Here is a 26,707-nt window from a genome sequence, read left to right as displayed (position 1 = left end):
TTTATTCAACCAGGCTTATCTGCTCAAAGATTTGCCTTTTGGACTTTTCAAATATCTCTCCGCCGAACTCTTCATTGTCCAGAGAAAAAAGGGTTATATCTTTTACTCCCATAATCCCGAATATAAACTCCAGATACGTGGTCTGAAAATTCATATGAGCATTTTTCTCTCCTGCTCCATAGCCTGTATCTCCCCTGCTGGACAGTATAAATATCTTTTTATTTTCAAGTAAGCCTACATAATCCCCATCAGGAACCCCTGATCGGAATTTCCAGGTTTTATTGAATCTCATCACCTGGTCGATATAGGCTTTCAAACCACTGGGAAGCGACCAATTATACATTGGTGTGGCAATGACATAAATATCATGTTCTTTCAGTTCATCCACCAGTTTATCACTCAGCTCCAAGGCTTTATGATCTGCTTCTGTCCTGTCTGCAGGCTTGGTAAACGCCCCGGCAATCCAGGATTCATCAATTCCGGGAATCACCTCTGTTCCTACTTCCCTGTAGGTAAATAGATCCTGAGGATATTTTGATGTCCAGTTGTCTGCAAAAAGCTTTGACAGTTTTCGGCTGTGTGATCTTTCATTTCTTACGCTTGCGTTGATGATCAATACTTTTTTCATATGCTTCGTTATTATAATGAAGCAAAATTCCAGATTATAAAAGAGAGAAAAATTGACCTAGTTCAAGAGGATTTATTTTTTTTTTCGCAGTCTGCTAATAAATTCTGCCGACACTCCCAGATAGGAAGCAATCAGATACTGCGGAACCCTGGAAGCGATATCAGGATATCTTTCAAGAAAATCAAAATACCTGTATTCTGCATCATATACATTATGGTAGATCAGCCTCTTTTGCAGGACCCCCAGGTAACTTTCAAGGATAAGCCGGAAATAACGTTCAAGTTGTGGAATAGCCCGCAACAGATTTTGAAATGAATGGTAATTGATCTGTAAGACCTTGGTTTTTTCAAGAGCCTGGATATTGTAAATAGAAGTCTTCTGTTTAGAAAAGCTATCGATATCACTGGCCCACCAATCGTCAATAGAGAAATAAAGAATTTCTTCATTACCATTCTCGGAATTGATATAAAATGCTTTCACGAGACCTGAAACCACATAATTATCATACCGGCAGACATCCCCGTTTCTCAAAAGATAATCTCCCTTTTCCAAAATTTTCTCTGTCCAGAAACTCTCAAAAATTTCAGTCTCTTCCTCTGTTAAAGTAACATATCTGGAAATATTTTTCAGTAAAGGGTTTTCCTTCATAAGCGATCTTTAATGAGATGATCAACAAATGTACAGAATATTCCAATCTATTCATGGTTTATAAAAGATCAGGTAATGAGTTAATGCATGAGCACTCTCCATTTCATATATCCCAGAAAAAATTACCGCGAATTGTGCTATCATCCCTGTAAGTTCTTCATTGATTGCGTCCCTTTAGTATTCTATTTTTGTGGCAATAAAATCCTTTTACAATGAGAATAGTAACAATAGAGGAACACGTATCCTTTCCTGAGATGTCCCACTTTCTTCCTGACGGTATAACGGATAAAAAGCAGCCATCGGGTCCGGCAATGAGACTGATGCCTATGTTGTCGGATATTTCCGGACAACGATTGGAATCGATGGATCAATCGGGTATATCCATGCAGGTCCTTTCTGTAGAAAATACCGATGTCAATTTACTGGATCAGTCATCTGCTCCTGCATTTGCTTCGCAATATAATGATTTGCTGGCGGAGAGAATAAAAGATCATCCTGACAGGTTTGCGGCATTTGCCCATCTTCCGATGGTGGCTCCCTCTGCTGCGGCTGATGAGCTTGAACGCACCGTAAAGACTTATGGTTTCCGTGGTGCTATGATCCGCGGACTTACCTGTGGAGAATTCCTAGACGCTCCTAAATTTGCACCTGTTTTTGAAAGAGCTGAAAAGTTAGGAGTTCCCCTATATATACACCCCGGAATCCCACCAAAACCTGTCTTGGATGCTTACTACAGCAATATAGGCACAACCTTCGGTTCTTTTGATGCCCTTGCCTGCTGGGGATGGGGATGGCACTCAGAAACAGCTATTCATGTACTGCGACTTCTGATAGCCGGAGTTTTTGATGATTATCCCAAACTGAAAATAATCATAGGCCATATGGGCGAAATGTTGCCGATCATGTGGGACAGGTCCAATAAGGCTTTTCAGCCGGGTAATGGAGGCCGTAATCAAAGAACAATGGCTGATACATTCAGAGAGCAGCTTTATATAACAACGAGTGGTTTCTTCACCCAACCTCCTTTGCAGATAGCATTGGATACGATAGGCATAGATCATATTATTCTATCGGTAGATTATCCTTTCAGTGATAATCAGATGGGTATTGATTTCTTACACGGCATAAATCTTCCAGCTGAACAGATCGCAAAGATTGCCCATGGAAATGCAGACCGCATCCTGGGACTTTAATAATTGATTACATTCTCTATGCAAAATATTCCCATCCATCAACTACAGGAAAAAACTGATCATAGTTTTTTAATTTCACGATTTGGCCCTGAGCGGATCAGTCGGAAGCATTCCAGAGATCTTGGGGCGCACCGTGACGATCATTATATATTTTTTATGATGTTGAAAGGCTCCGGATCCACAATTGTAGACTTTGAAAATAAAATTATCCGTGAAAAACAGCTGTACTACATTTTACCGGAACAGGTTCATTACCGGATTCAGTCGAGAAAAGCTGAAGGATGGTATATCGCTGTAGATCCTTCATTGGTGGACCCATCATGCCGGAATACTTTTGAAAGCTGGCTGGGCTTTCAGGAACCTATTGATCTTCGTCCGGAAGATGCGGAAGATATGGATCAGCTATTGAATATTTTACATAGAAAAACAGATCATTCTTCCCGGGATAAACTCAATTTAAATATAACTTACTCATTACTGCGTTCCTTTTTTGAAATGGCAGCAGATGTTGTTCGTATCCGGGAGAAGTCTGAAGCCAATTCAAGAACCGCTGAACTGTCCTTTCAATTCAAAAATCTTCTTAACAAACATATCAGGAAATATAAAAGTCCTTCTGATTACGCAAAAATGCTCCATATTTCAGAGTCATACCTGAATGAATGCCTGAAAAAATATACGGGTTCCCCTGTTTCATTCTGGATCAGGTATAATATAATTCTTGAAGCTAAACGGCTTTTATACTTCAGTGACCTCAATGTAAAACAGATTGCAAATGACCTGGGTTTCGAAGATCATTCCTATTTCTCACGCTTTTTCTCTAAAGAAACGGGAATGACAGCCCTTAATTTCCGTAAAAAATTCAGAGATTAATTTTTCTACTGACAGACTCTTGTCACAACCTGAGCTTACTTTTGTTCCAGGATATTATTAAATTCAACAAACATGAAATTAACATCATTAAGAATTATCACAAAGGACATTAAGCAATCCGTGCAGTTTTATGAGAATGCAATGGGGCTGACAGCTCAATGGTATACAGAAGATTTTGCAGAGCTCTCTACAAGTTCTATCACTTTAGCTATAGGAAGCACACGCACCATGACGCTCTTCAGTGAAAACCTCACAGCATCTACCGGAAGCAAAAGCAGCATCATAGAATTCATTGTCGACAATGTAGACGATGAATATGAGAGAATTAAAGGAATTACAAGTGAAATTGTCCAGGAGCCCACTACCATGCCGTGGGGTAACCGGTCACTTTTATTCTGTGATCCGGACGGAAATCTGATCAATTTTTTCACACCTGTTTCTCCGGAAGCAATTAAAAAGTTTAGCTAAAAATTTATATTGAATCATCATATCCTTCATTTTCTAACTAACAGCAAACTCCTGCTTCTTCGAAGCAGGAGTTTTTTATTGATCCGATGTGTAAATTCAGTACGGCTTACTTAATCATCCACATGGTCTCATTAATATTATCACCAGCCGGATACTGCTTGGTGATGGCATTGTTAAGATTGGTATTGTTATTATTGATTTCAGAAGAAGGATACATCCATCTTTTAGGAATCTTGCCGTTGTTCAGAATTCCGGGACCATCAGTATTGAAGTGAGGAAAACCTGTTCTTCTCTGATCATAGAATATTTGCCATCCCGTATTAAAAAACAAGGCCGTATGCTTCTGATCCATGATCTGTTCGATCTCTTTTCCAGGCTGCAGATTAATGGTTGGCTGAGCCAGATAAGCCGCTACATCTGTAGGACTTATTTTATAGAAAGTCATGGATGCATTAATGGCATTCAGGTAGTATGTATTTGCGTTTGCATTGATCCAGCCTCTTACGGCCGCTTCGGCCAAAACAAATTGGAGTTCAGCATATCCCATTAATAAAGAAGGCTCATTGATCGGATCATTAAAATATCTCGGATTAATTCTTGATGCCAGACCATTAGATGCTTTGGTAGAATTCTGCCCCAGATCCCCACTTCCATATAATCCGTCATAAAAGCTAAACGGATCTGAAGGACTTGTCCCAACTGTACTTGTTTTCTTTTCAGCCATTTTAAATAACCTTGGATCTTTGGAAGTCCTGAGTTTATCTACAAAACTTTGCTCCATATAATAGGCCGTCTGCAGATCATTACTATTAAAAAACGGATACCGGTTATTTACAAGATTATAAAACGGTAATGCACCACTGTCATTGCTGGATTCCATCACAGGATTTTGGGCCGGATTATTGATAATATTGGCAAAAGTCTGTTTTACATTCAGATCCGGATCATCCGCTTTTTTAGAAAGATCCATTAAGATCCTTAATCTGTAGGAATTGATCAGTTTTCTCCACTTAAGCAAATCTCCATTATAGATAATGTCCCCACGGATTGGAGTATTCAAATTGGAAAGCTCGGTATTGGCTAATGCCAGCTCATTAAGGACGTTTTTATAAATGCTTTTCTGGTCATCATATTTCGGATAAAAATTAGCCGTGTTTATCGCCTCACTATAAGGAATATCACCAAATGTCTCGGTTAAGGAGATAAAATAATAAGATTTAAAGAAGCGGGCCAGTGCAATATATTCCTTTCCTCCTTTTTTATTGGCTTCCTCCACCATCTTTTCCACCTGCTTGATGTTGTCATAAACACCAAATGATCCTCTTTGCCAGTTGTAATACTGCTGCGCATTAACTCCGTTGATATAGGTAAGTTGTCTAGATGCAAGAGCTGCTTCCGCCTTAATCGTACTGAATGCATTCACTTCGATTCCCGGAAGGATGTTTTCCGCATCTACACTTTTAGGACGGTTGGGATCATCATGGAAATCATCTACCCTGCTGCAGCCCGTAAGTCCTATTAAAGCAGTCAGCAACATTATATATATTTTAGCTACTTTCATTTCTATCGTATTTTTATCATTAGAATTTTACATTGAGATTAACTCCAAAACTTCTTGTTGCAGGAGTCTGAAGCTGGTCGACACCAGAATCGGGATCTACATTTTTAATCTTTGAAGCCAGCCAAAGGTTTCTACCGATTAACGAAACACTCGCTGATGATACTCCTAATTTTTCAGCAAAAGATTTTTCAAAATTATAAGTAACCGTGATCTCTCTCAATTTGATAAAGGTTTGCTTATAATAATGGTAATTGCTTTCAAAAGCATTGCTGGTACTCTGCATATAAGCATTGTAGTTTACAGCAACATCATTGGGAACAAAAACGCGGGTATCGGATTTTATATTACCATTCTGGTCATACGTTATAGAGCCGCTTACCACTCTTACACCCGGTGCTATGTAAGTATTGTTTCCGGCATTGGCATCATCCCTATACTGATTAACTGTTCCCGGAGCAATCCCTCCCCACCACATTTTCTGATTGGTAGTGGAATACATGGTTCCTCCAAGTCGGCCATCAAATAATAAGGAAAGTGAGAAGTTCTTGTAACTGAAATTATTGGATAAACCATAAGTCCAGTCCGGATCAGAATATCCCATATTGCTTTCAAAAGGTGCTGTGGAATTCACGGGATATCCGTTTTGAAGGACCAATTGCCCGTCCGGTGAAGTTTCATAAGGCATGGCAGTCAGTTTATCAGCTCTCTCTCCTACCCGGATGAAATTGTTCCTTCCGTTGGCAGCGTTATAGATTGTTGTATAATCTTTACCACCATAAGCTTCTTTTAAATACTTCCGGTAGTGGCTCAAATTCAGCTGTGTACTCCATCTGAAATCCGATTTCTTAATGACATCCGCATTCAGGGTAAACTCTACCCCTTTTCTTTGAAATACATTTCCGTTGGTTAGGTACGTTTTATATCCTACTCCCTCAGACAGAGGAATACTCGCCAGATTATTATAATCCCGGGTTTGGTAATAAGCAACGTCTAAATTAATTCTGTTTTTTAGAAATGAAATGTTCGTTCCTATCTCCCAGGAGTTCGATGTTTCAGGCTTTATATTACTGTCGATCAATACATCCCCGAAAACAAATGTTGATTGTCCGTTCCAGCTGATATCACTTTTTTCAAATGCAGAGATATAACCATACGTATCGTTGGCCAGCTTACCGTTGGAAACCTGCGCCAATGATCCGCGAAGTTTGGCAAAACTGATCCAATCCGGAAGCGTTACCAGTTGGTTCAGTAATACTGATCCGGAAACAGACGGATAGAAATACCCGTTATTTCCTTTCGGAAGTGTGGATACTTTGTCATATCGGGCAGTCATATTCAGGAAAAATGCTTTGTAAATTTCCATATCTACGTACCCGTATACGCTATTGATCTGTTCAAATTCTTTCCGGTTTCCTGCTTTTGGAGCAAATAGCGGTCCTATACTGTTAAAAAGATTATACCATCCCGGGCTTACCAATCCATCAGTACGGATCTCACTATTTTTCTGTTCCCTGTAGAAATTAGACACATATCCTTCACCGGTTAATGAGAAGTTTTCTGAAAAGCGGTTCTGGTATTTAAGTCCCAGTTCTGAAGTAATATCAAAATAATTTCCGTTAATCTGCGTATAGTTTCCTAATGACTTATTTCCATACCCTATATAGCTTTTAGGCTCTCTATATTCGCGGTTCAGGGCATACACATTTGTCCCCACTCGGGCTTTAGCTGATAATTTGGGAATGATCTGGTATTCCAGGTTTACATTTCCCATTACATTGTCCTTATAGTAAGGTCTCAGGTATTCATACGCCTGAAAATAAGGATTGTTGTAGTAAGAAACATTGTAATGCCTTTGCTGGTATCCTTCTTTTCCGGCTACCCAGTAATTTCTCAGGTCTCTTACATCTACATCGGCACCGGTCCATAATACCAGATTATAAAGATAGTTCGTAGGTCCGTATCCTACTTCCGGGAAGTTGGAGGTATATTCTTTATTATAGGTTAAAGTAGAATTAATCGTAAGCTTTTCAATAGGATTTACGGATCCTGCCAGACTGATTGACGTAGTTTTCAGATCGGTATTCGGAACGATTCCCTTCTGATAAATATTAGAAAGGGAAAGTCTGAAAGTTGCTTTTTCACTTCCCCAGTCCACACTCAGGTTATTGGACTGGATAACGCCGGTATCAAAGAAATTTTTAATATTATTCTTTCCACGGGAAATCCATGGTAAGGGTATCGGTTTTCCGGTTGAAGGATCAATCGGACTATTGTATTGCGGAGTTTCATAATATCCGCTGGGTGTTGTAGGATCTTTCTGGTCTAGCTTAGGACCCCAGATCCATCCGCCACCTTCACTTCCGGAACCACTTCCGTCTATATAGGCATATTTCCCGTTATTTCCTCCCCCGTATGTTGTCTGCACTTTAGGAATACGTATAAAAGAAGTCTGAAACATGGTGGAATTATTAAATGAAATACTCATTCTTCCTTTCTTACCTTTTTTAGTGGTAATCATGATTGCTCCGTCCTTTCCCACTGATCCGTACAAAGCAGAAGCTGTAGGTCCTTTCAATACACTGATATTATCGATATCATCCGCATTGATCCTCCACAAATCAGCGGTCCTGTCTGGAACACCGTCAATAACAATAAGCGGCTTGGCACCCCTCAGGCTGATTCCCGGATCCTGAAAAAGATCCGTACTGTTCTTAACATTCAATCCGGCTACCCTTCCGGAAAGGGAATTGATGAAATTCGGTTCCTTTGCTTTTTCAAACACATCGCCTTTCACCTCCTGTACTGCATATCCCAACGTTTTTTTGTCTTTCTTGATCCCAAGTGCTGTAATAACAACCTCATCGATCTTTTTCTCATGGGTCTTTATGGTATCGGCGCCATCTATTTTCTGTACGTTCTGGCCATAGACTTCCAGGCCTGTGACTAAGCCCAGGCCGATTAAAAGATGTAATTTCATAAGTAGATTCCTTATTTATTTTGTTGAGTGATCCACGTATTCAGAAAGCCTTCTTTGGTTTTCAGAACAATCTTGTAGATATCGGAATGATCGAGTCTTTGTTTTGAGATAAACTTACCGCTACTCAGATCTGCCTGTCCCAACAGCTGGTAATAGTCTTTACCACCGGTTTTGAAATTATTGGTAGTGGTTACATAAACCTCCGCAGATTCCTTCGTGGGAGTTACCACTTTCCATGTTACTTCCAATGTTCTGTCAGATAACAAAGAGGCATTCAGCTGGCTTACCGCTCTGTTTTTAAGCAAATCGATTCCGTCCATTTCCTGTTGAACATTCTCAGGTACTTTGATACTGAGAAAATCAGTCATCGTAGGAAGAATATCTGTAATGGCAACACGATTATTTTTGGCATATGCGTTAATATTGGGTTTATTGATTGTAATCCAGGTATCCCGTTCTCTATCACTTTGCCCGCCATGCCCTTTTCCGTTACTGGCAGATCTTCCATGATCCGTTGTAACGATGAATAACCAATCCTCTCCATGCTTTGCCTCACGCTCTTTTACGGCATCATATATTTTTCCGATCAACCTGTCCTCGAAGGAGATTGCCTTATACAAAATATCTCCATCTCCGTGGCGATGTCCCATATCATCAGAAAATTCCAGGTATACCCAAGACAAATCAGGGGCATTTTCTTTAATATAGCTTGCTGCTTTTCCTGCCACCAGGCTATCGATCTTACGGATATATCCGCTTTGTTTATCGTGTGGAAATTTCAAGGTATCCTTTTCCAACCCATCATAAGAAAAATCCATTTTTATCTTTCCTGTGGCCGCCAGGCCTTCACCGATCAGTTTCGTGCGGTTGTCTTCCCAGGTTGAAAATACAGCTGTCTTTTTGCCGGGATACTGATCTTTAAAAAGCCTGAAAATGGTTGGATAGCTATAATTAGGATCTTTAATATCGTTATCAAAAACATGATGTTTATTCACCCAGGTTCCTGTCAGCAAACTATTGTATCCTACTGCTGAAATCGTGGGCGTTTCACTGTACCCTCCTTTTTCTCCTCCTACATACGCTTTCAGGAGTGCACCGTCTTTTTTAATCTTTTTAAGATTGGGAATTTCAGACTTGTCCAGCATATCTTCAGCGATACCATCTACGATAATAAAAACTACTTTTTTTTGTGACGAATGTTTCTGTGCGTGCCCGGCAATACCGGTGAAAGAAAGAAGAATAAAAAGAGAAGTTTTGAAAAGGTTCATGCTACATTTTTTATTGGGGCAAAATTCCATAAAAAACAGAGAGTATCTTTTAACAAACCGTTAACAAGTTTAAATAATATATTAACTTTCATTAAAATCTTTTATATTAACAACAGTACTTTGAAAAAATCTATTAAAAATGTTTCTAAAAGCCCTACATAAATTATGGGACTATAAAATGGTTAAAATCTAGATACTTTGATTAATTTCTTATATTTGGATTCTTAAAAAACTGAAATACACCTTTATTAAATTGAATTTAAAATCATATTTAGAACTTAAAATAATTTATGTTGATGAAGAACTGATCGAACTCAAAATTAAAGGGTCAGACACCTGTTTTTCAGGATCAACAGATGTATATGCAAATATTGAATCAATCAATCTATTTGCTGAACAGTTAACTGATTTCCCAAAAAATGAAAAATCAATTTCTTTCGAATTAGGTGTTAAAGATTCAAAGTATTCTTATTTTTCAATAAACCTTTATCCAGCCCATTCACTTTCTCATATTGGAATACAAATAAAAATGGCAACAGAAGCGGAACTCAGAATAAAAGCTCAATCTAAAATCCAGTTTGAAATACTGGCAGAGCCCAATGCAATTGATGAATTTCGGAAAGCTCTCAATCAGATTACAATTAAAAAATCAGGAGCTGCTATATTGTATGGGATGGATAATAGACTATCGTAATTCATTTACATTCTTTCTTCAAAACCATTATTATAGATATAAAAAATACCGCCTCATGGAGGCAGTATAAATATTGTTTATCTATTTTTGCAATTGATTTATTTCCCAGATTTTAATCTTTTATTTTCTTCTTTTAAAGCTTCGATCTGCTCTTTAAGAAGGTTGATGTATTCCTGTTGGTTTTCTAAGATATACTCAGGAATATTATAATATTGATTAAAATTATTATTTGCTGACTGATCGTTAAAAACAAGGTTATCATTGTTTACGACACGGGCGGATCTTTCTTCTTTAATTTCGTTTACAGGAACTTCTAACGCTTTCGCTAATTTCTCCCACTCATCCTCAAATATTTTGACATCTCCACTTTCCTTCCGTGAATAGTTGGAAACATCCGTTGATAAGATTTTTGACATGTACTCTTGAGTGTACCCTCTCTGCTTTCTTAGACTTCTTAGCTTTTCCATAGTGGTTTGTTGTGCTTTGTACAAATATAGAGAAAATTTGGTTTTATATATTATGTTTCCCGGCTGAATAATAGTAAGTCGGGATTATTTTAGCAAACCTATTATTTTAAAAAAATTGTATAATTGTAAAAATTTATTAAATAAACATAAAAGATTTAAGAATTGGTAATATCGTTCTTTTCGCTACAACAGAAGCTGAAGTTCTAGGAATTTCTGCAGAAGATATTATGTATCGTCACGAGGACGGTTTAGGGAAATTACCACGTAAATGCTTGATACAAGGGATTTCAGGCTTAAAATTAACTAAAAATAATCTTAAGAGATTTGGATTTATACTTATGCCAGAAAGCTAATACACTCTGAATACTTATGAAATAGATGGGTTTCAATTGTTGGATAAAACGGTGATTTTTCCTAACTTCTTTATTTAAACAATCGTGAATCTATCGATTTGAAAACGGTCCACGAATTACAAAACCTTTTCTTCACACTCAAAGGAAAAGAGTTATATTTGGAGAAAAACAATCATGAATAGTCACTTTTTTAAAGCAGGTAATTTTGCAAATAATTATGGTAATCAAAATTATACTATTACAGAGTATGATATTACACAAATAGATCGTATTGATACGGATGCATTTCAGCCAATACCATTATCGGAGGAATGGTTGGTTAAACTAGGATTTGTTACGCTTGATGAAAAAAAAAGAAAAAATCAATACATATAGCAAAGATGTAAACGACCAAGAAGTATTAAAAATTGTTGTAGAAGACGGGGAAATTAAGGAATTTAATCTTTTACGTACTAATAATTTTGATGAAAAAAGCTATGAGCATATTACTAATCAAAACAAATTCTTCACTGTGCACTATCTTCAGAACTTAATTAAAGACCTTGAGAAACCAGGATATCCATATAAGTAATGATAAAGCCCCAATTAAGGGGCTGTTTTATTACATTTTTTTGAAAGCATTTTCAGCCAATTCTATCTTATTTTCTGGTATCCCTTCTCCAATTAATTTTGCATTACTGTTCTGCATATCAATTTCAACGTGTAAATTTAAACCTTCCAAATCATCTTTTGCTCTCCTAAGCCTTGATCTTATTTGGTTTTTGATTGCTTCTTCTGTTTTCTCCCATAACATCCTTTCAATATCAGAGTGATGAGCCTTCTTGTTAACTGTAGTAAATTTTATGAACATAATAAAATCCCACATTAGAGTGGTTAACTCTAATATAGTGAAATTTAACTAGATAATGAAGTCAAGTTAAATCAAAAAGCAAGATACTTCTTAAAACTTTCATTATGAATTAACACCTCATCACGAATAACAACTTCATACCAATGCTTGAAATTCTCTTCTCTGTATTTCTGGTCGTTTTCTCTAGCTATTGTTTCTTTTAAGTAAATAAGAAGTTTTGCAAAACCGTTCGATAAATCCGGATAGAGATTTGAATCTATTTGCTTGTAAAGTCTTTCGATATGGTGTGATAACTTTTGGTAAATATTAGAAAGGGAATTATCATTGTAGAAGTGAAAGCAATAATACTTTATTCCTGGAAAGTCGTCACCAAATATAATAACTTCACAGTACCCCATAAAGGAAGGAGTAAGGGCAATAAAATGCATTTCCATTTATGAGTTAGGCAATCGTATTCTTTGTATTCTTCTGGTTTCACATTAATTTTATGTAAAGTTATAATTCAAATTGCTTGGAATAAACCTATAAGGATTAGCTAAGTTGTAGTAATTTATCATTAATTCATTAAGACAATTTGATTTAAATACTCTGCCTATTTCGATGTCATCACCAACTCTTCCCGCATAAATACCTAAGAATCTAGCTATTGTCGACTCTCCTGACATTAATTTACCATCCACAAGAGCATGTCCTGTTCTTACACAATATACAGGTGAACCGCTCATACCCTCTCTTGTTGATGCATCAATCAGAAACATTGGTTTATCGTCGTGATTTAATTCAAATTCACTCGCAACATGTCCTGTTTTCCATATCGGAAACTTTCCACCAGTGCTTATTCCTTTTGGAAACCCAACAACACTACAACTTTCTGTGATATTAATATCTATATTATCTACTATATTGCCTTCCCATAAATTATATAATTCAACATCTGGATAGTCTTCTAATTTAATTGCCACAATATCTATTTCTTGCCCTCTAGGGTGTTGGATGTAAAGCTTTTTCCCTTTCTCGTCTATTAATTTTATCCTTTTAACAGCCCATTCATTTAAACTGTTCTTTTTTAAAAAAATGAGCATCCAAAAATTCTGGGTCTTTATGTTCATTTGTTGATAGTGCTTGATTCGTTTCAGGATTAATACCAGTTACACAATGCCAGTTTGTTACTAGAAAACTGTGTCCTTGATCTGTTTTAACAGTAAAACCAGTTCCTACACCCAATGGCTGATCAGCAGTATCTGTTAAGTACATTTCAATGTATATAGAGCATTTCGTTAAATGATTCATATATTATAGTTTATGTAATACATTTATTCAGTATTTGAATCAATAAAAATATAAACTATTTCACAAACTTCCTATTGCTTTGAACGAATTCAGGAAGCAACTTTCTACGATCTAACATTTCTTTATTTTCATTTATCCAGGAATGGAAGTTTTCAGGTGGATAACTACAAAGTTTTGTGAAGCCCCCTCGCTGGCGCGAGCGTCACGCTCGTTGCCCATTCCTTATAAATTTAAACGAAAATATTATGAAAGATCCGAGAAAGTAAAATTTCCCGGATCACTTTATAATTAATTACAATGTCATTTTTATTAATTCTAGGGTATTACTAAAAATTGAAGGTACATCCTCATCAACCAACATTTGATAATTTATTTCCTTCTTACTGAGAACATCAACCACTAAACAATTTTCGGGACTTATTTCAAATTTTTCATCAAAATTACTAGAGAGATAAATGTAAAGTGCCTCAACAAACATTCCTAATTCCTCGGTTTTGTACCCTTCTAATTTTGCAATAAACCAAACTGCACCAACACACTGTTTCCCTTCTTTTTCAAAAGAATATATCTGGCTAGGAGTAATTTGAACAGGAATAGTGTTAATATAAATAATTGATTTTTTATTCGTTTTAGTCAAAATTTCAGAGTTCTCTGGCAGCCAGTTCGAAAAATCAAAATCTTCGTAATTATGAAGAATACTAAGATTTCGCTCATACATGTCTTTTGTTTGTTTTATTAAGGAAGGAGTAAAAAGCTCCAATATTTCAGAAATTTTTTCTTTTATTGGTTGCGTATCTTTTAACTTAAATCCATTACTTAAAGCACTTAAACTTCTTACCCAATAATTCCCTCCACTTCCATCAGATTTGGCTTCCCCTTCTCTTTTTAAATTATTTAGAAGCGTTTGTCTTCCTTTATCCGACTTTTGTCTAAATAATATGATATTATTTAATGATATCTTTTTCATGGTTAATATGTTATAATAATTGATATCAAAAATAACAAATGGAATGTACTTTAAATTACGGTTTCCCATAAAAACAAAAATTCCACTTTTCAAGTGGAATTTTAACTATTTCTTTTTTGGTGGGTTTTGGGGTTTTGGTTTTACTGTTTCGGTCACAGTTGTACCAGGTCTTTTTGTAACTTCTTCTTTTTTTACAAACCTACCATTACCCGCGTCTCTGTAAATTTTTGCCATGATTAGTAATTTTTAGTTTATATAAACTTACAAATAAAAACAATATAATTAGCCTTTTATGATCTTCTTCGTTGCCTATCCTTTAATTATTTAACATAAATAATATTCAAGAAAAGCAAACTTTTACAGATTAATCTACAACCTCAGCAACCACCTTACTCCCCTTCTGCAATAAATCCTTCCTATACTTCATCCCCCACTCACCCATCGTATCAATAATCGTATGGAGACTTTCTCCAAAACAGGTCAGTTCATAATCTACAGAAACGGGCATGGTATTATTCTGGGTTCTTTTGATCAGGTTATTCATTTCCAGTTCTTTTAATTCCTTGGAAAGGGTTTTTGACGCGATGCCTTCTACCTGTCTTTTCAGATCCATAAACCGCATTTTTCCTATATAGTACAAATGGCTTATGATGAGCGTTTTCCATTTCCCATCCAGCAGATACATCGTATCACGTACGCCACGGATGTGGTTTTGGCATTTTATTGAGATCTCAATTTTATCTTTTTTCATACCCTGAAAATTAGACTTTAAAATTACGGAATTATTTGTATTAAAAGTCACCTGGTTACTTTTTTGTAACTGGTTACCAATGGGTAACAGGTATGTTTTGGAAACCAAAACGCCCTAACTTTGTTCCATCAAAATGAGATAAAAACCTCAACAATTTTTAATAAAAAACACTCAACATTATGTCATTACAAGAAACATTACAATGGAGATTTGCCACTAAAAGCTATAATGGTAAAACAGTAGAAAATGAAAAGGTCGACCAGATCCTGGAAGCGATTCGAATGTCGCCTTCAAGTTCCGGTCTACAGCCTTTTAAGGTTTTGGTGATCACCAATCAGGAATTGAAGAAAAAGTTGTATCCTTATTCATGGGAACAGAAACAGATTCTTCAGGCTTCTCACTTGCTGGTTTTTGCAGCATGGGATGAGTACACTCCGGAAAGAGTAAACACCTTTTTCGAATTTAGTAATAAAGAACGCAACCTGCCTTCCAGTGCCACCGATGACTACCGTTTAAAGCTTCTCGGCATTCTGGAAAAAAGAAGTAAAGACCAGCATTTTGTGGGTGCTGCCCATCAGGCTTACCTCGCATTAGGATTTGGCCTTCTTGCCGCAGCCGATCTGAAAGTAGATGCCACTCCTCTGGAAGGATTCGACAGTGAAGCCTATGATGAGATTCTTAATCTTCGTGAACAGGGATTAAAAAGTACGGTTCTCCTGGCGCTTGGATACAGAGATACAGAAAATGACTGGCTGGTGAACCTGAAAAAAGTAAGGAGATCCAATGAGGAGTTATTTATTGAGATTCATTAATAAGTGGATTTGGTTAATCGCAAAGACGCAAAGATTTTTTAATATGCTGCTGTTTTTAAGGCGCAAGAAAATCAAAGATTTTCGGCAAAGAGGATATAACGTTTACCTAGAATTTTATGGAACGAAATTCTTTTGGCTTCAATAATCATATTTACTAAGCTATACCGTATATACACTAATACTCAATATTGTCATTCCGTAGGAAACTCAGCACACCTTTATAAAAACTAGGGTTTAGATTCCTACGGAATGACATAAATGGGTAGAATACAATTGAATTGTAATTAGTAATCATATAAAATACTGGGTTTCTCGCACTTTAACAACATACAGATGGTAAAATAATTGTGCCTTCGCGTTTAACAAAAACTCCATTAATTTTATTACGACAAAAAAAGCAACTTCTCGATACGATTTTTTCAAAATCTACTCGAAGTGACGTTGCCTTTTTCCTTATATTCTACAAATAGTAGTCTACCATCAAATTGAGTGTTTTTCGAAATACAGGATGTAATCCTGCGAACGTAGTTCAGGAGAAAAATGTATCGAGATCAATTGTAAATATGTTGATAAAATGATATAGTCTGATTAATCGCCAAGACACTAGAAAATAACATATTTTCGGTAAGCAGAATACAAATTAATTTCAAAATTTATTGTAAGTTAGCATCATTACAAGTAGATCTATGAAAAACATTTTCCAAATTTTTATTTTCATATTTTTTATGCAATCTTGTCATCCACAAGAATTAAAAATTGACTACGAAACAATAGAAATTGATATTCCTGGAAGTCCTGGCCCCTGGTTAAAACATAATTCAAAGTATTATTGCTATTTTCAGACTGATAATGATAAATTCAGTTCTGGTTCGAATCACAACTTTTATATTTTAGATGAGGAAGGAAAAGTTAATTCTAAAATAAGTGTTCCTGAAAAGCTCCAAACCTATTATTATGATTTATATATAAAAAATGATTCCATCTTTACCACAGAATATTATAATCACCATACTTTTTATCTTGATGAAAAAAATAAAAAATGGATTGAAACTAAAAAAGGAATTGATCTGGTATATGAAGATAAAGAATATACAGTATATACTCGCGACTTCGGAGAATGGGGTGGAGTAACTTGGTTCAAAGATAATTTAACTAATAAACAATATGAAATAGCAGCAACAAATCCCGTGATCAACAAATTTGATAATGCTTATTATTTAACGACAAGTAAATTCATCCTTAAAATATCAGATCCTAAAAAATTAGAAATAAATAAAGAAGCTTACGATTACAAAAAAGCAGTATTAGCAGAACGTTATTTCAGAGAAGGGAGCAACTCAATGAAAGGAGGTGAAATGATATATATTGATACTACTGATGTTAAATCTAAATATTCGATAGCAACCTCTTTTATAGCAAACAATAAATTTTATCATTTATTTAACGATGGTATTTCAACAAAAATCGGAATAGTGGAGAATAAAAAGTTAACACCAGTTCTTGATCTTAAATCTGATCTACGTCCCTTCAAATGGTATTACGATACAAGAAACCCAATACAAAACAATCAATATCAAACTATTCAGTTTTCTATTAAGGGTAAAAATAATTTTGGGATTATTGAAATTAACAAAAATCACATCAATGTAACTTCATTCAAAAATTCTTATAAGGAACCTATTATGGGTGAAGACCAGACAAAGGAGTGGGTTGAAACAAATTTCGATTACTTCTATTCTAATTTAAATACTTTATCTTTAAATCAAATTGATGATATTGAGCAAAAGGAAAATGCAAGAGACCTAACCCAAAGTCACAAAATCTCTCATTATATACTTGATGGAAAAGATATAGAAACTCCTAGAATTTATCGAAAAAAAAGAAAGCCCATTTATTCATCTGATAACGATGTATTATTATACAACGAGAGAAAAATCAATTGAGCTGATAGAATTCCAATGGGGTATTAAATCACATTTTGACAGTGTAGAAGAATCTCAAACTACTCCTAATATTGATACACAAAAATTATATAAATCAAAATTTGACTGGCTCTTTGCTTTTCTAATGCAAAAACTAGGAAAGCCTATTCTAAACAATCAGGATAAAGAAAATGCTACTGTGAAATGGAAAAATGGTAATAAATCTGTTGAATTATCCCTTAGTAAGTACATTTTTGAATTAAGACTATATAAAAGCTAAGAGCCTACCAACATGGTAAGCTCTTAACCATAAAAACAAAAACTACTCACTCAAAAACGCCACAGCCTTCGCCACAAACGCATCATGATTCTGAAAGAAAGACGCATGTCCTGAATCCGGGAAAATCACGAGTTCCGCATGCTCCAAATTTTGTTTCATATTCTGTGCATTCTGAACCGATACGGGAAGGTCATTTTCCCCGTGAACGATAAGCACCTTATTTTTGATCATTTTTATTTCTTCAAGAGCGTTGGCATCAGGTTGCGCCCAACTCAGAACAGCCGTAAACTGAGCATTGGAAGTCGCATCGCTTAATGCAGGATCCCGATCCGTTGTACGAAGCTGAATCCTCTCATAAGATAGCTTTCCTGCCGCAATACTCGCTGCAGATTGGGTAAATCCAAATTTCAGGAAAGATTCTTCAGGACTTAATCCTGCAGTTCCGGCAATGATATTCGGCAAATTGGATAATCCGATTGCACCTTTAGGTCCGGTACCTGTTAAAATAACTTTATTGATGAGTGTAGGTTGCGTTAAAACCACTCTTTGTGCCACAAATCCTCCCATCGAAAAGCCCATAATATTTACTTTCGTCAGGTTGAGTGCCTTGATAAAGGCAATGGCATCATCGGCCATTCCCTGCACGGTATTAGGGGTTGTTCCCTGGGAAGAAGCCACGCCCTGGTTATCGAATATAATGATCTTATATTTCTGAGCCAGCCCGTCTGTGACTGCCGGATCCCAGTCGTCCATGGAGCCTCCCAATCCCGGTAATAATACCAACGGTATCCCTCCTTCTTTTCCCCAGGTACGATAAGCGATGTCATTCCCCTTTACTTTTATAAATTTTGTTTTGGCGTTGCGGTGGTTCACCATCTGGACTTCCTGGGTGATGATCTCACTTTCTTCACTGCATGACACAGTTGCTACTGAAAATAGCGTTACACATAAAATACTTGCTGCTGAAATGGTTCTGAATGCTTTCATTGTTGTTTATTTTTGTATGATTATGGTGCAAACATAAAGCGCACAAAAAGGCGGAACACTTACAAAGTACCCCAAACGGACAATTTCAGGGGTTAATCAGACATTTACCTCACTTAAAAAAGCTTCTTCCCTTCCGTTTATTTCCTTGAAATGCCTTTCTGCCGATTTTCCGCAATCTGGCTACGTGATCCCTCAATCAGGCTACATGAACCTTATGCTATAAGCTGAACTTTGCGACATCAACTTTAAATAAGAATACAATGAAATCAAGAAAATTGAGAACTCTCGAAGTATCGAGTATCGGTTATGGCAGTATGGGACTCAGCCAAGGGTACGGATCAGTACCAGAACGGAAAGAATCCATAGAGTTACTTCACAATACCTATGATCTGGGCTGTACTTTTTTTGACACTGCAGAAGCCTACGCCATGGGAGCTAATGAAGAATTACTGGGTGAAGCTTTAGCCGGTTTCAGGAATGAGGTAAGTATTGCCTCCAAATTCTGGATTCAGGATAGCATAGAAAATTATTCCGCAGAAAAACTAATGGGAGTGATCCGAAATAAAATAGAAGGCTCATTAAAAAGATTGAAAACAGACCACATCGAACTTTATTACCAGCACCGTGTAAACAAAGATATTCCTGTAGAAGATATAGCCTGGTGTATGGGTGAGCTGATCAGGGAAGGAAAAATACTGGGCTGGGGCCAATCACAAGCCACGGAAGAAGAGATCAGGAAAGCACATGCTGTAACACCCATTACCGCAATTCAAAGTGAATACTCTATTATGGCCCGGCAGTTTGAAAAAAATGTGATACCGACCTGCGGAGAACTGGGAATCGGTTTTGTAGCCTTCTCGCCTCTGGCTAATGGATTTCTATCCGGTCAGGTAAACGCAGATACATCATTTACCGGAATTGATGCCCGTAGAGTAATCACCCGCTTTCAAAAAGATAACATTCTCGCAAATCAGCCTCTACTGGATCTCTTGCTTGGGTTTGCCACTACGAAAGAAGCAACTCCCGCGCAGATCTCCCTGGCGTGGATGCTCCATAAAAATGATTTTATCGTACCGATTCCGGGTTCAAGAAATTTAAAAAGGATCCGCGAGAATATAGAATCTTCTGATATTGTCCTTACTGAAGATGAATTTAAGCAGATAGAAACAGCACTGGCTACCATTCAGGTTCATGGCGACAGAAAAGATGAAGATCTGGCAAAATTAAGAACATTAAAAGATTAAACTGATAATAGAAGAGTCGGTTCTTTAAGGCAATTTATTTGTAAATTGTAAAAGAATTTCTGATCAGATACAATTATATAAAATGGATAAAAACATTCCACAAAAATTTGAATCTTTATATGACTTGCATAAGGTGTTCGGGCTTCCCAAGCCCGTACATCCTTTGGTAAGTTTTATCAATATCAGAGACATCCGAATCAATCCGGATGAACTTTCCCCAACCATGATGTTGAATTTTTATAAGATCGCCTGCAAAACAGATCTATGCAGCCACGCACGGTACGGGCAAAACTATTATGATTTCCGCGAAGGAGGACTGGTATTCACGGCCCCCAACCAGATCTTTGAGAGCCCGGATGATCAAACGAATTCTGGCTTTATCCTGCTTTTTCATCCCGATTTTATATTGTCTTATCCTCTGGTAAAAAAAATAAAGGAATATGGCTTTTTTTCCTACGCTGCCAACGAAGCTTTACTCCTCTCGGAAAAAGAAAAGGAAACCATTTTATCGGTTTTTAAAATCATTGAAGAAGAACTCAATAACCGGATCGATGATTTCAGCCAGGATGTAATGATTGCACAAATAGAGCTTCTGCTAAGCTACAGCAACCGGTTTTATAAGCGACAGTTTATTACCCGAAAAGCAGTGAACCACAGTATACTTGAAAAATTTGAAGAAGTTCTTGATCAATCCTTCAATAATTCAAGCCTATTGGAACATGGAATTCCCACAGTTCATTCCCTAGCAGAAAAACTGAGTATTTCCCCCAGTTACCTGAGCGATCTTTTACGGTCGCTAACCGGACAGAATACCCAACAATATATTCATCAGAAACTCAGTAATCTTGCAAAGGAAAAACTGTCAACCACCCAATTATCAATCAGTGAAATTGCTTATGAGCTTGGATTCGAGCATCCACAGTCTTTCAGTAAATTTTTTAAAAAAATGACGAAGACAACTCCGATTGGGTTTAGAGAATCGTTTAATTAAATATTTTTTTTAGAAATGCTCATAAATCGGGATAGGATAAACCTATTTTTCTTTGTGAGAAACAAAGCCTCCTTTTTATTATATTCTTTTGTCTTGAAACAAAAGAAACAAAATTCAAGACTGGATACTTTCGCTAAAAATGTATTCTGTTCTCTAAAAATTCTAAAACTTGCGCGAATTCAGGATGAGTTATTCGAATCGGTATTGTTGTCGCGCTTCGGACAATAGAATTTTCTTTACGTTCACAGAATACATTTTCTTTACGCTACAGTTTCCTAGGTCAGTTTATAATTGTTGTCAATTTTTAATTTTTTGACATTTTAATATGCGTGATCAGTATGATCTGAGAATGAGGAATCGATAGTCCCTTGGAGAAACAAAGCCACCTTTTTATTATATTCTTTTGTCTTGAAACAAAAGAAACAAAAATTCAAGACTGGAATCTTCGCTAAAAATGAATTCTGTTCTCTAAAAATTCTAAAACTTGCGCGAATTCAGGATAAGTTATTCGATTCGGTATTGTTGTCGCGCTTCGGACAGTAGAATTTTTTTACGTTCACAGAATACATTTTCTTTACGCTACAGCTTCCTAGGTCGGTTAGGAATTGACTTCAAAGTTGAAATATAGGTCTTTTTTTAAATCTGCAAAATCTGTGGGAGATAAACCTACCGTCATTGCGAGGAACAAAGCAATCTTTTTATTATGTTCTTTTACCTTGAAGCAAAAGAACCAAAGTTCAAGACTGGAATCTTCGCTAAAAATGAATTCTGTTCTCTAAAAATTCTAAAACTTGCGCGAGTTCAATATGAGCTGTCCGATTCGGTATGGTTGTCGCACTTCGAACAGTAGAATTTTCTTTACGTTCACAGAAATCATTTTCTTTACGCTACAGCTTCCTGGGTCGATTTATAATGATGCAGTTTAAAAAATATGAAGCTATTTTATTTATCAAGTGTTTTCAATTATGCGTTTTCCGGCTACAACAAAGTGTGTTTTGGCTACATAGAGAAATCCTGTTCTTTCCAACTTTGTAGTGTTAAAAACAAACAGGAAATGAAAGTATTTGTAACAGGAGCTACAGGATTTATAGGCTCTGCAACAGTAAAAGAATTACAATCCGGCGGACATCAGGTTATAGGATTAGCCCGTTCTGAGGAATCCGCCGAAAAACTAAGGAAGTCCGGTGTAGAAGTATATTACGGAGATCTCAGTCAACCGGAGACATTGATAGAAGCAGCTGAAAAAGCTGATGCAGTAATTCATCTTGGATTTATCCATGATTTCAGCAAATTTAAAGAAATGTGTATCCTGGACGGAAAGGTCATTGAAACAATCGGCTCTGTACTGGAAGGAACACAAAAGCCATTTGTTATTACTTCAGGAATCGGTGTGCTTAAAAAACAAGGTATGATTACGGAAAAAGATATGCCGGAAGGTAATAGCATCCCAAGGATTATTACAGAACATGCAGCCGACAAAGTAGCTGCTAAAGGAGTTCAGGTATCCGTTGTCCGTCTTCCCCCTGTGGTGCATGACCTGGGAGATAAAATTGGCTTTATTCCTTCGTTGATTGGGATAGCAAAAGCAAAAGGTTTTTCTGCATACATTGACAACGGTAAGAATTTCTGGCCTGCAGTACACCGTAAAGATGCGGCCAAACTCTTTCGACTGGCCGTAGAAAACCATTCTGTTAACGGAATACGCTACCACGGAGTTGCAGAAGAAGGCATCGAATTTAAAAAGATCGCCGAAACGATAGGTACAAAACTGGGTATACCAGCACGTTCCATTTCAACAGGTGAGGTAGCAGATCACTTTACCTGGTTTGCCCATTTTGCAGAATTTAACGTCCTTGCTTCAAGCGCTGCAACACGGGAAATATTAAATTGGGAGCCAAATGAAATCGATTTGCTATCGGATTTACAGGGAGAAATTTATTTTCCTGCTCAATAAATTGTAAATTTACTATACCACATCAGGGAAGAGTATGTGACAACTATTTACATATTCTTCTCTTTTTATACCCTAAAAGATTATGTCCGCAAAAGAACCCATAAGGATCAAAACGATTTCACAATTTCATGCTTTGCGTGGCTTACCAAAGCCTAAACATCCGCTGATCAGCATCATTGATTTTAGAGATATGCAAAAACCCGATAAAGGAAGTGAAAGCCTGGTATTTGATTTTTACTCCCTTTCAGTAAAAAGAAATATGAACCATAAATACAAATATGGACAGCAAGACTATGATTTTGATGAAGGCATATTATTTTTTATGGCTCCGAACCAGGTACTCCGGATTGAAATGGACAACCAGCCACGTCCCGCTGAAGGCTGGATGCTGATGATCCACCCTGATTTTTTATGGAATAAACCCCTGGCTAAAACTATAACCCAATATGAATTTTTCGATTATTCCCTGCATGAAGCCCTTTTTCTTTCTGAAGATGAAGAGCAGATCCTTCAGCTTCTGATAGATAATATCCGAAAGGAATACAATACTAATACAGATAAGTTCAGCAGTGATATCATGGTTTCATTACTGGAAACGCTTTTTAATTATTCAAACCGATTTTACCAGCGCCAATTCATTACCCGTGATAAGGCACATCATGAAATCCTTGAACGGTTAGAAATCCTACTCAACCAATATTTCAACAGTGAAATGATCATAAATAATGGCATCCCAAGTGTTCATTATATTTCCAGAGAGCTGGGTATTTCTACAGGATATCTGAGAACATTACTCCAAAACCTTACCGGACAAAGTACCCAACAGTTCATTCATCAGAAGCTGACCGAAAAAGCAAAGGAAAAACTCAGCACGACAGGCAGCACCGTAAGTGAGATTGCTTATGAATTAGGATTTGAGCATCCACAGTCTTTCAGCAAATTCTTTAAGAAAATGACGAATACCACTCCGCTTGGATTTAGGGAACTTTTTAACTAACCATTATACCTTGCCAAGGTTAGGCTCTGCTATTTATTATCAGACCCATTTATAAACAATCCAATAATCCATTATTCTATCTGAAAAATCATACGGTGTTCCCAACCTTCATCGCTTTCAAAGCTTCCATTGCTTTTTCTGCATCATCTTTTGCAACAAAAATATGATCATGAAAATAAGCAGCCACCACATTGCAGCTAATGCCTTCGTGCTTGAGTGCGTTAGCGAATGCAGCCGTAAGCCCTACGGCTTCAAGTGAGGAATGAATACTCAAAGTTATCCATGAAGAAACATAATTGTATTCCAAATTCCATTTTTCAGCGACCGGCTTTTCCAGAACAACGGTTATGGCTTCTTTTTCACGAAAGAAAAATACAAGTTTTTCTATATCCGGAATCTCATGTAAGTGACCTACTTTGCAAAAAACATATTCCCCTGAATTCAGCACCGGTTCCATATGTTGCAGCAATATTTTTAAATCTGTTTCTCCTGACATCTTTTTTGTACAAAACTACAGGTTAAGCCTTAGGATTTATTTATCAATTGATAAAAAATGCTTCGTGATAGTTATTTAATGGAACTATGAACCACGATACATAAAATACTCATTGAATTAAACCGTGAAATAGGAACGGCAAAATTAACGCCCCTGGAATTCAGGGGCGTTAATTAAAAACTTTTATTTTATTGTTTTTAAAATCTTAATTGCATTTTCATTCTCTGGATTGATTTTCAATACTTTCCGGTAATTTTCCAAAGCTTTATCTTTTTGTCCTGCTTCAAGGTAGGCTTCCCCAAGACTGTCATAAGTATTCGCACTTTGAGGATACAATTGGGTATTGACACGGAAAAAATCTATCGCATTGGTATATTTCTTTTCGCGAAGTAAGGTATAACCGAGACCGTTAATATAGTCTTCGGAAAGCATTTCATTATCAGCATCTTCTTTTTTTGCTTTTTTATAAGCTTCCAGACCTTTTTCAAAATGTCCTTCAAGAATCAATTCCAATGGTCCTTTCTCATCTTTCGCCCATTGTGGGTTTTCTGAACGGATGGTTTTATTCAGGAGTGTTTCCACCAATTCACGCTTTCCTGTCTTTGGGTTAGTCCTAAAACTTATTTTAAAATTCCAGTTTCTTAATGCATAGTTATTTTCCCCGATTTTAAGAAGTTCAATCGGTGTTTCCATATTCACCTTCATCATCAGTTTTCCCTTTTCCTGATATACCCTGTAAACACCATACTTACTGAATTTATATCGACCGGTATTGCTGAAGTCCTCTTGTTTTAAAGGTAAAATTTTAAGAGTGGGAGCCATAAATTCCGGCCACTGATATTCAGTTGCCACAGAACGTATGACCTCATTGATAAACTGAGGTTTGTTGGTATTGGTTAATACTACAATTCCATCCCCACTTGTTTTATTCGCCGTAAAAAGGCTGGAAAAACCTTCATTCCAGCCACCGTGGGAGAAATATACCTGATTGCCATAGGTCTCCAGCACAACACCTAATCCCTCAAAAGTTTCAATGTAAGGAGTGGTAAATGCTTCCGCCATCTTTTTGGAAATAATGGTATTACTTTTACCATTCAACGTATTCTGGATATCGACCACAAAACGGGCATAGTCTTCTGCTGTGGACCATAAACCGGCGGCGGCCTGTTCAGGATAGATATGATATCTGCCTTGGACTTTAGTTCCGTTTTCTAAATATGCTGTTGCGGCAATTGCGGATTGAGATTCTGGCAAAGGCTGAGTGAAGCTGCTGTTCTTCATTCCCAGAGGCATCAGGATTTTTTCCTTCATCAAAGTTGCAAAATCCTTTCCTTCAATATCTGTAAGTATTTCCTGCAACACAGTATATCCACCGCCAGAGTAACGAAAAGATTTTCCGGGAAGCTTATCCACCTTCACAGCATCAGTATTGGCAGGCTTTTCTCCGTTCAACACCTGAATCACTGTAGGGAGAGGTTTTCCTGCCTCGTATCCGGGGAATCCATGTACGGTGAAACCGGCTGTATGGCTAAGAATATTCTTAAGCGTTACCGGCTTCTGTTTTGTCCACTCATTCTCAGGGATTTTCCAGGATTTCAGATATCTGTTCACATCAGCATCGGGATCTATTTTTCCTTCTTCTACCTCCTTTAATGCAGCATATGCCGTTACAGGTTTACTCATAGAAGCAACCTGAAATAAGGTAGCGGTGGTAGCTGGAGTTTTATTTTCCACATCTGCGAGTCCATATGCTTTGGTCCATATCACCTGGTAATTTCTGATCACTGCTATACTGACGGCTGGAATACTATAAAACTTCATTCGGTCTTCCAGTTTCCATGCAGATTCTCCCTCAAATCTAACAGCAGGTAATAAGCCTGATTCTATTCGGGCAATTTCATTTTTCAGCTGAGCATCTGTCTGCGCAGATAAATAACTGGAAATCAACCCCATAAATAATACAATATAAAAACGAGTTCCGGTTTTCATAATTTTTAATTAATAGCCTAAAAATAAGTAAGTATTACGAATATCAGCGG

28 protein-coding genes are annotated in these 26,707 nt (G+C 36.8%); 12 read left to right on the top strand and 16 right to left on the bottom strand.

Translation table 11 applies throughout. The annotated features are described in order from the left end of the window. Position 1: 1 nt before the first annotated feature. A complete protein-coding gene (locus tag ACJ5H0_RS20895; protein WP_411251894.1) occupies positions 2-628 on the bottom strand; it encodes an FMN-dependent NADH-azoreductase in 627 nt (208 codons plus the stop codon). A gap of 72 nt (positions 629-700) precedes the next feature. After that, positions 701-1,276, bottom strand: a complete 576-nt coding sequence (locus tag ACJ5H0_RS20890) for a Crp/Fnr family transcriptional regulator (RefSeq protein WP_411251893.1) — start codon at positions 1,274-1,276, stop codon at positions 701-703. Between the two features lie 212 nt (positions 1,277-1,488). On the opposite strand from ACJ5H0_RS20890, the gene ACJ5H0_RS20885 reads away from it, so the two are divergent. From ACJ5H0_RS20885 to ACJ5H0_RS20875, 3 genes are all read left to right on the top strand, one after another. Beyond that, entirely contained in the window at positions 1,489-2,469 is a 981-nt protein-coding gene (locus ACJ5H0_RS20885; RefSeq protein ID WP_411251892.1) for an amidohydrolase family protein, read from the top strand. An 18-nt stretch (positions 2,470-2,487) separates the two neighbouring features. Continuing rightward, entirely contained in the window at positions 2,488-3,339 is an 852-nt protein-coding gene (locus tag ACJ5H0_RS20880; RefSeq protein WP_411251891.1) for a helix-turn-helix domain-containing protein, read from the top strand. Positions 3,340-3,411: 72 nt separating this feature from the next. After that, positions 3,412-3,807 (top strand): VOC family protein, encoded by a 396-nt coding sequence (locus ACJ5H0_RS20875; RefSeq protein ID WP_172278012.1) that lies wholly within the window; start codon positions 3,412-3,414, stop codon positions 3,805-3,807. Between the two features lie 106 nt (positions 3,808-3,913). Here the strand turns inward: ACJ5H0_RS20875 and ACJ5H0_RS20870 are convergent, their stop codons facing one another. The 3 genes from ACJ5H0_RS20870 to ACJ5H0_RS20860 are packed head-to-tail and all read right to left on the bottom strand — an operon-like array spanning position 3,914 to position 9,613. After that, positions 3,914-5,368, bottom strand: coding sequence for a SusD/RagB family nutrient-binding outer membrane lipoprotein (locus ACJ5H0_RS20870; protein WP_411251890.1), 1,455 nt, complete (start codon positions 5,366-5,368; stop codon positions 3,914-3,916). Between the two features lie 19 nt (positions 5,369-5,387). Further along, complete coding sequence (locus ACJ5H0_RS20865) at positions 5,388-8,345, bottom strand: SusC/RagA family TonB-linked outer membrane protein (protein WP_411251889.1); 2,958 nt, start codon at positions 8,343-8,345, stop codon at positions 5,388-5,390. An 11-nt stretch (positions 8,346-8,356) separates the two neighbouring features. Beyond that, positions 8,357-9,613 (bottom strand): alkaline phosphatase family protein, encoded by a 1,257-nt coding sequence (locus ACJ5H0_RS20860; protein WP_411251888.1) that lies wholly within the window; start codon positions 9,611-9,613, stop codon positions 8,357-8,359. A gap of 253 nt (positions 9,614-9,866) precedes the next feature. Between ACJ5H0_RS20860 and ACJ5H0_RS20855 the strand changes: the two genes are divergently transcribed. After that, positions 9,867-10,307: a hypothetical protein gene (locus tag ACJ5H0_RS20855; RefSeq protein WP_411251887.1), complete on the top strand. Its 441-nt coding sequence runs from the start codon at positions 9,867-9,869 to the stop codon at positions 10,305-10,307. Between the two features lie 98 nt (positions 10,308-10,405). On the opposite strand, the gene ACJ5H0_RS20850 is transcribed toward ACJ5H0_RS20855, so the two are convergent. Further along, positions 10,406-10,774 (bottom strand): helix-turn-helix domain-containing protein, encoded by a 369-nt coding sequence (locus tag ACJ5H0_RS20850; protein ID WP_411251886.1) that lies wholly within the window; start codon positions 10,772-10,774, stop codon positions 10,406-10,408. A gap of 696 nt (positions 10,775-11,470) precedes the next feature. Here ACJ5H0_RS20850 and ACJ5H0_RS20845 point away from each other — a divergent pair. Further along, positions 11,471-11,698, top strand: coding sequence for a hypothetical protein (locus ACJ5H0_RS20845; RefSeq protein WP_411251885.1), 228 nt, complete (start codon positions 11,471-11,473; stop codon positions 11,696-11,698). A gap of 30 nt (positions 11,699-11,728) precedes the next feature. On the opposite strand, the gene ACJ5H0_RS20840 is transcribed toward ACJ5H0_RS20845, so the two are convergent. The 7 genes from ACJ5H0_RS20840 to ACJ5H0_RS20810 form a co-directional block, all read right to left on the bottom strand. After that, positions 11,729-11,992 carry a hypothetical protein gene (locus ACJ5H0_RS20840; RefSeq protein ID WP_411251884.1) on the bottom strand — a complete coding sequence of 88 codons (264 nt, stop codon included), beginning with the start codon at positions 11,990-11,992 and terminating at the stop codon, positions 11,729-11,731. A gap of 56 nt (positions 11,993-12,048) precedes the next feature. Further along, positions 12,049-12,411: a hypothetical protein gene (locus ACJ5H0_RS20835; RefSeq protein ID WP_411251883.1), complete on the bottom strand. Its 363-nt coding sequence runs from the start codon at positions 12,409-12,411 to the stop codon at positions 12,049-12,051. A gap of 51 nt (positions 12,412-12,462) precedes the next feature. Continuing rightward, complete coding sequence (locus ACJ5H0_RS20830; RefSeq protein ID WP_411251882.1) at positions 12,463-13,059, bottom strand: trypsin-like peptidase domain-containing protein; 597 nt, start codon at positions 13,057-13,059, stop codon at positions 12,463-12,465. Continuing rightward, on the bottom strand, positions 13,025-13,267 hold the full coding sequence (locus ACJ5H0_RS20825) for a hypothetical protein (protein ID WP_411251881.1): 243 nt from the start codon (positions 13,265-13,267) through the stop codon (positions 13,025-13,027). Before ACJ5H0_RS20825 ends, ACJ5H0_RS20830 begins: the two co-directional genes overlap by 35 nt. A gap of 292 nt (positions 13,268-13,559) precedes the next feature. Beyond that, positions 13,560-14,234: a hypothetical protein gene (locus ACJ5H0_RS20820; RefSeq protein ID WP_411251880.1), complete on the bottom strand. Its 675-nt coding sequence runs from the start codon at positions 14,232-14,234 to the stop codon at positions 13,560-13,562. A 105-nt stretch (positions 14,235-14,339) separates the two neighbouring features. Then, on the bottom strand, positions 14,340-14,468 hold the full coding sequence (locus ACJ5H0_RS20815) for a hypothetical protein (RefSeq protein ID WP_411251879.1): 129 nt from the start codon (positions 14,466-14,468) through the stop codon (positions 14,340-14,342). 130 nt (positions 14,469-14,598) lie between these two features. Further along, complete coding sequence (locus ACJ5H0_RS20810) at positions 14,599-14,985, bottom strand: winged helix-turn-helix transcriptional regulator (RefSeq protein ID WP_411251878.1); 387 nt, start codon at positions 14,983-14,985, stop codon at positions 14,599-14,601. A 179-nt stretch (positions 14,986-15,164) separates the two neighbouring features. Between ACJ5H0_RS20810 and ACJ5H0_RS20805 the strand changes: the two genes are divergently transcribed. The 3 genes from ACJ5H0_RS20805 (at position 15,165) to ACJ5H0_RS20795 (ending at position 17,999) form a co-directional block, all read left to right on the top strand. Then, a complete protein-coding gene (locus ACJ5H0_RS20805) occupies positions 15,165-15,797 on the top strand; it encodes an NAD(P)H-dependent oxidoreductase (RefSeq protein WP_411251877.1) in 633 nt (210 codons plus the stop codon). 686 nt (positions 15,798-16,483) lie between these two features. Further along, positions 16,484-17,740 carry a hypothetical protein gene (locus ACJ5H0_RS20800; RefSeq protein ID WP_411251876.1) on the top strand — a complete coding sequence of 419 codons (1,257 nt, stop codon included), beginning with the start codon at positions 16,484-16,486 and terminating at the stop codon, positions 17,738-17,740. Beyond that, positions 17,706-17,999 carry a hypothetical protein gene (locus tag ACJ5H0_RS20795; RefSeq protein ID WP_411251875.1) on the top strand — a complete coding sequence of 98 codons (294 nt, stop codon included), beginning with the start codon at positions 17,706-17,708 and terminating at the stop codon, positions 17,997-17,999. The genes ACJ5H0_RS20800 and ACJ5H0_RS20795 overlap by 35 nt, the downstream gene beginning before the upstream one ends. Before the next feature lie 42 nt (positions 18,000-18,041). On the opposite strand, the gene ACJ5H0_RS20790 is transcribed toward ACJ5H0_RS20795, so the two are convergent. Then, positions 18,042-18,986: an alpha/beta fold hydrolase gene (locus ACJ5H0_RS20790; RefSeq protein ID WP_306611647.1), complete on the bottom strand. Its 945-nt coding sequence runs from the start codon at positions 18,984-18,986 to the stop codon at positions 18,042-18,044. A 260-nt stretch (positions 18,987-19,246) separates the two neighbouring features. Here ACJ5H0_RS20790 and ACJ5H0_RS20785 point away from each other — a divergent pair, with 260 nt between their 5' ends. The 4 genes from ACJ5H0_RS20785 to ACJ5H0_RS20770 all read left to right on the top strand — a co-directional run bounded on the left by ACJ5H0_RS20785 (position 19,247) and on the right by ACJ5H0_RS20770 (position 24,172). Further along, complete coding sequence (locus tag ACJ5H0_RS20785) at positions 19,247-20,230, top strand: aldo/keto reductase (RefSeq protein ID WP_411251874.1); 984 nt, start codon at positions 19,247-19,249, stop codon at positions 20,228-20,230. 82 nt (positions 20,231-20,312) lie between these two features. Next, the gene (locus ACJ5H0_RS20780; protein WP_172277988.1) at positions 20,313-21,221 is read left to right on the top strand and encodes a helix-turn-helix domain-containing protein; all 909 of its coding nucleotides are present in this window, start codon (positions 20,313-20,315) and stop codon (positions 21,219-21,221) included. 1,054 nt (positions 21,222-22,275) lie between these two features. Then, positions 22,276-23,175: an SDR family oxidoreductase gene (locus ACJ5H0_RS20775; RefSeq protein WP_411251873.1), complete on the top strand. Its 900-nt coding sequence runs from the start codon at positions 22,276-22,278 to the stop codon at positions 23,173-23,175. An 82-nt stretch (positions 23,176-23,257) separates the two neighbouring features. Continuing rightward, complete coding sequence (locus tag ACJ5H0_RS20770; protein WP_411251872.1) at positions 23,258-24,172, top strand: helix-turn-helix domain-containing protein; 915 nt, start codon at positions 23,258-23,260, stop codon at positions 24,170-24,172. An 88-nt stretch (positions 24,173-24,260) separates the two neighbouring features. On the opposite strand, the gene ACJ5H0_RS20765 is transcribed toward ACJ5H0_RS20770, so the two are convergent. Further along, complete coding sequence (locus ACJ5H0_RS20765) at positions 24,261-24,668, bottom strand: ACT domain-containing protein (RefSeq protein ID WP_306611640.1); 408 nt, start codon at positions 24,666-24,668, stop codon at positions 24,261-24,263. A gap of 183 nt (positions 24,669-24,851) precedes the next feature. Then, complete coding sequence (locus ACJ5H0_RS20760) at positions 24,852-26,657, bottom strand: serine hydrolase (protein WP_411251871.1); 1,806 nt, start codon at positions 26,655-26,657, stop codon at positions 24,852-24,854. Positions 26,658-26,707 lie beyond the last annotated feature (50 nt).

This window comes from Chryseobacterium proteolyticum, assembly GCF_046591535.1.
Classification (GTDB): Bacteria; Bacteroidota; Bacteroidia; order Flavobacteriales; family Weeksellaceae; genus Chryseobacterium; species Chryseobacterium proteolyticum.
Note: the sequence above shows the minus strand (reverse complement) of the source record. Positions and strands in the feature narration are given on the sequence as shown.

Bases quoted from the DNA above. Each gene is read 5' to 3' on its own strand.
- ACJ5H0_RS20895 (WP_411251894.1), bottom strand. From the start codon at position 628: ATGAAAAAAGTATTGATCATCAACGCAAGCGTAAGAAATGAAAGATCA.
- ACJ5H0_RS20890 (WP_411251893.1), bottom strand. From the start codon at position 1,276: ATGAAGGAAAACCCTTTACTGAAAAATATTTCCAGATATGTTACTTTA.
- ACJ5H0_RS20885 (WP_411251892.1), top strand. From the start codon at position 1,489: ATGAGAATAGTAACAATAGAGGAACACGTATCCTTTCCTGAGATGTCC.
- ACJ5H0_RS20880 (WP_411251891.1), top strand. From the start codon at position 2,488: ATGCAAAATATTCCCATCCATCAACTACAGGAAAAAACTGATCATAGT.
- ACJ5H0_RS20875 (WP_172278012.1), top strand. From the start codon at position 3,412: ATGAAATTAACATCATTAAGAATTATCACAAAGGACATTAAGCAATCC.
- ACJ5H0_RS20870 (WP_411251890.1), bottom strand. From the start codon at position 5,368: ATGAAAGTAGCTAAAATATATATAATGTTGCTGACTGCTTTAATAGGA.
- ACJ5H0_RS20865 (WP_411251889.1), bottom strand. From the start codon at position 8,345: ATGAAATTACATCTTTTAATCGGCCTGGGCTTAGTCACAGGCCTGGAA.
- ACJ5H0_RS20860 (WP_411251888.1), bottom strand. From the start codon at position 9,613: ATGAACCTTTTCAAAACTTCTCTTTTTATTCTTCTTTCTTTCACCGGT.
- ACJ5H0_RS20850 (WP_411251886.1), bottom strand. From the start codon at position 10,774: ATGGAAAAGCTAAGAAGTCTAAGAAAGCAGAGAGGGTACACTCAAGAG.
- ACJ5H0_RS20845 (WP_411251885.1), top strand. From the start codon at position 11,471: ATGAAAAAAAAAGAAAAAATCAATACATATAGCAAAGATGTAAACGAC.
- ACJ5H0_RS20840 (WP_411251884.1), bottom strand. From the start codon at position 11,992: ATGTGGGATTTTATTATGTTCATAAAATTTACTACAGTTAACAAGAAG.
- ACJ5H0_RS20835 (WP_411251883.1), bottom strand. From the start codon at position 12,411: ATGGAAATGCATTTTATTGCCCTTACTCCTTCCTTTATGGGGTACTGT.
- ACJ5H0_RS20830 (WP_411251882.1), bottom strand. From the start codon at position 13,059: ATGCTCATTTTTTTAAAAAAGAACAGTTTAAATGAATGGGCTGTTAAA.
- ACJ5H0_RS20825 (WP_411251881.1), bottom strand. From the start codon at position 13,267: ATGAATCATTTAACGAAATGCTCTATATACATTGAAATGTACTTAACA.
- ACJ5H0_RS20820 (WP_411251880.1), bottom strand. From the start codon at position 14,234: ATGAAAAAGATATCATTAAATAATATCATATTATTTAGACAAAAGTCG.
- ACJ5H0_RS20815 (WP_411251879.1), bottom strand. From the start codon at position 14,468: ATGGCAAAAATTTACAGAGACGCGGGTAATGGTAGGTTTGTAAAAAAA.
- ACJ5H0_RS20810 (WP_411251878.1), bottom strand. From the start codon at position 14,985: ATGAAAAAAGATAAAATTGAGATCTCAATAAAATGCCAAAACCACATC.
- ACJ5H0_RS20805 (WP_411251877.1), top strand. From the start codon at position 15,165: ATGTCATTACAAGAAACATTACAATGGAGATTTGCCACTAAAAGCTAT.
- ACJ5H0_RS20800 (WP_411251876.1), top strand. From the start codon at position 16,484: ATGAAAAACATTTTCCAAATTTTTATTTTCATATTTTTTATGCAATCT.
- ACJ5H0_RS20795 (WP_411251875.1), top strand. From the start codon at position 17,706: ATGTATTATTATACAACGAGAGAAAAATCAATTGAGCTGATAGAATTC.
- ACJ5H0_RS20790 (WP_306611647.1), bottom strand. From the start codon at position 18,986: ATGAAAGCATTCAGAACCATTTCAGCAGCAAGTATTTTATGTGTAACG.
- ACJ5H0_RS20785 (WP_411251874.1), top strand. From the start codon at position 19,247: ATGAAATCAAGAAAATTGAGAACTCTCGAAGTATCGAGTATCGGTTAT.
- ACJ5H0_RS20780 (WP_172277988.1), top strand. From the start codon at position 20,313: ATGGATAAAAACATTCCACAAAAATTTGAATCTTTATATGACTTGCAT.
- ACJ5H0_RS20775 (WP_411251873.1), top strand. From the start codon at position 22,276: ATGAAAGTATTTGTAACAGGAGCTACAGGATTTATAGGCTCTGCAACA.
- ACJ5H0_RS20770 (WP_411251872.1), top strand. From the start codon at position 23,258: ATGTCCGCAAAAGAACCCATAAGGATCAAAACGATTTCACAATTTCAT.
- ACJ5H0_RS20765 (WP_306611640.1), bottom strand. From the start codon at position 24,668: ATGTCAGGAGAAACAGATTTAAAAATATTGCTGCAACATATGGAACCG.
- ACJ5H0_RS20760 (WP_411251871.1), bottom strand. From the start codon at position 26,657: ATGAAAACCGGAACTCGTTTTTATATTGTATTATTTATGGGGTTGATT.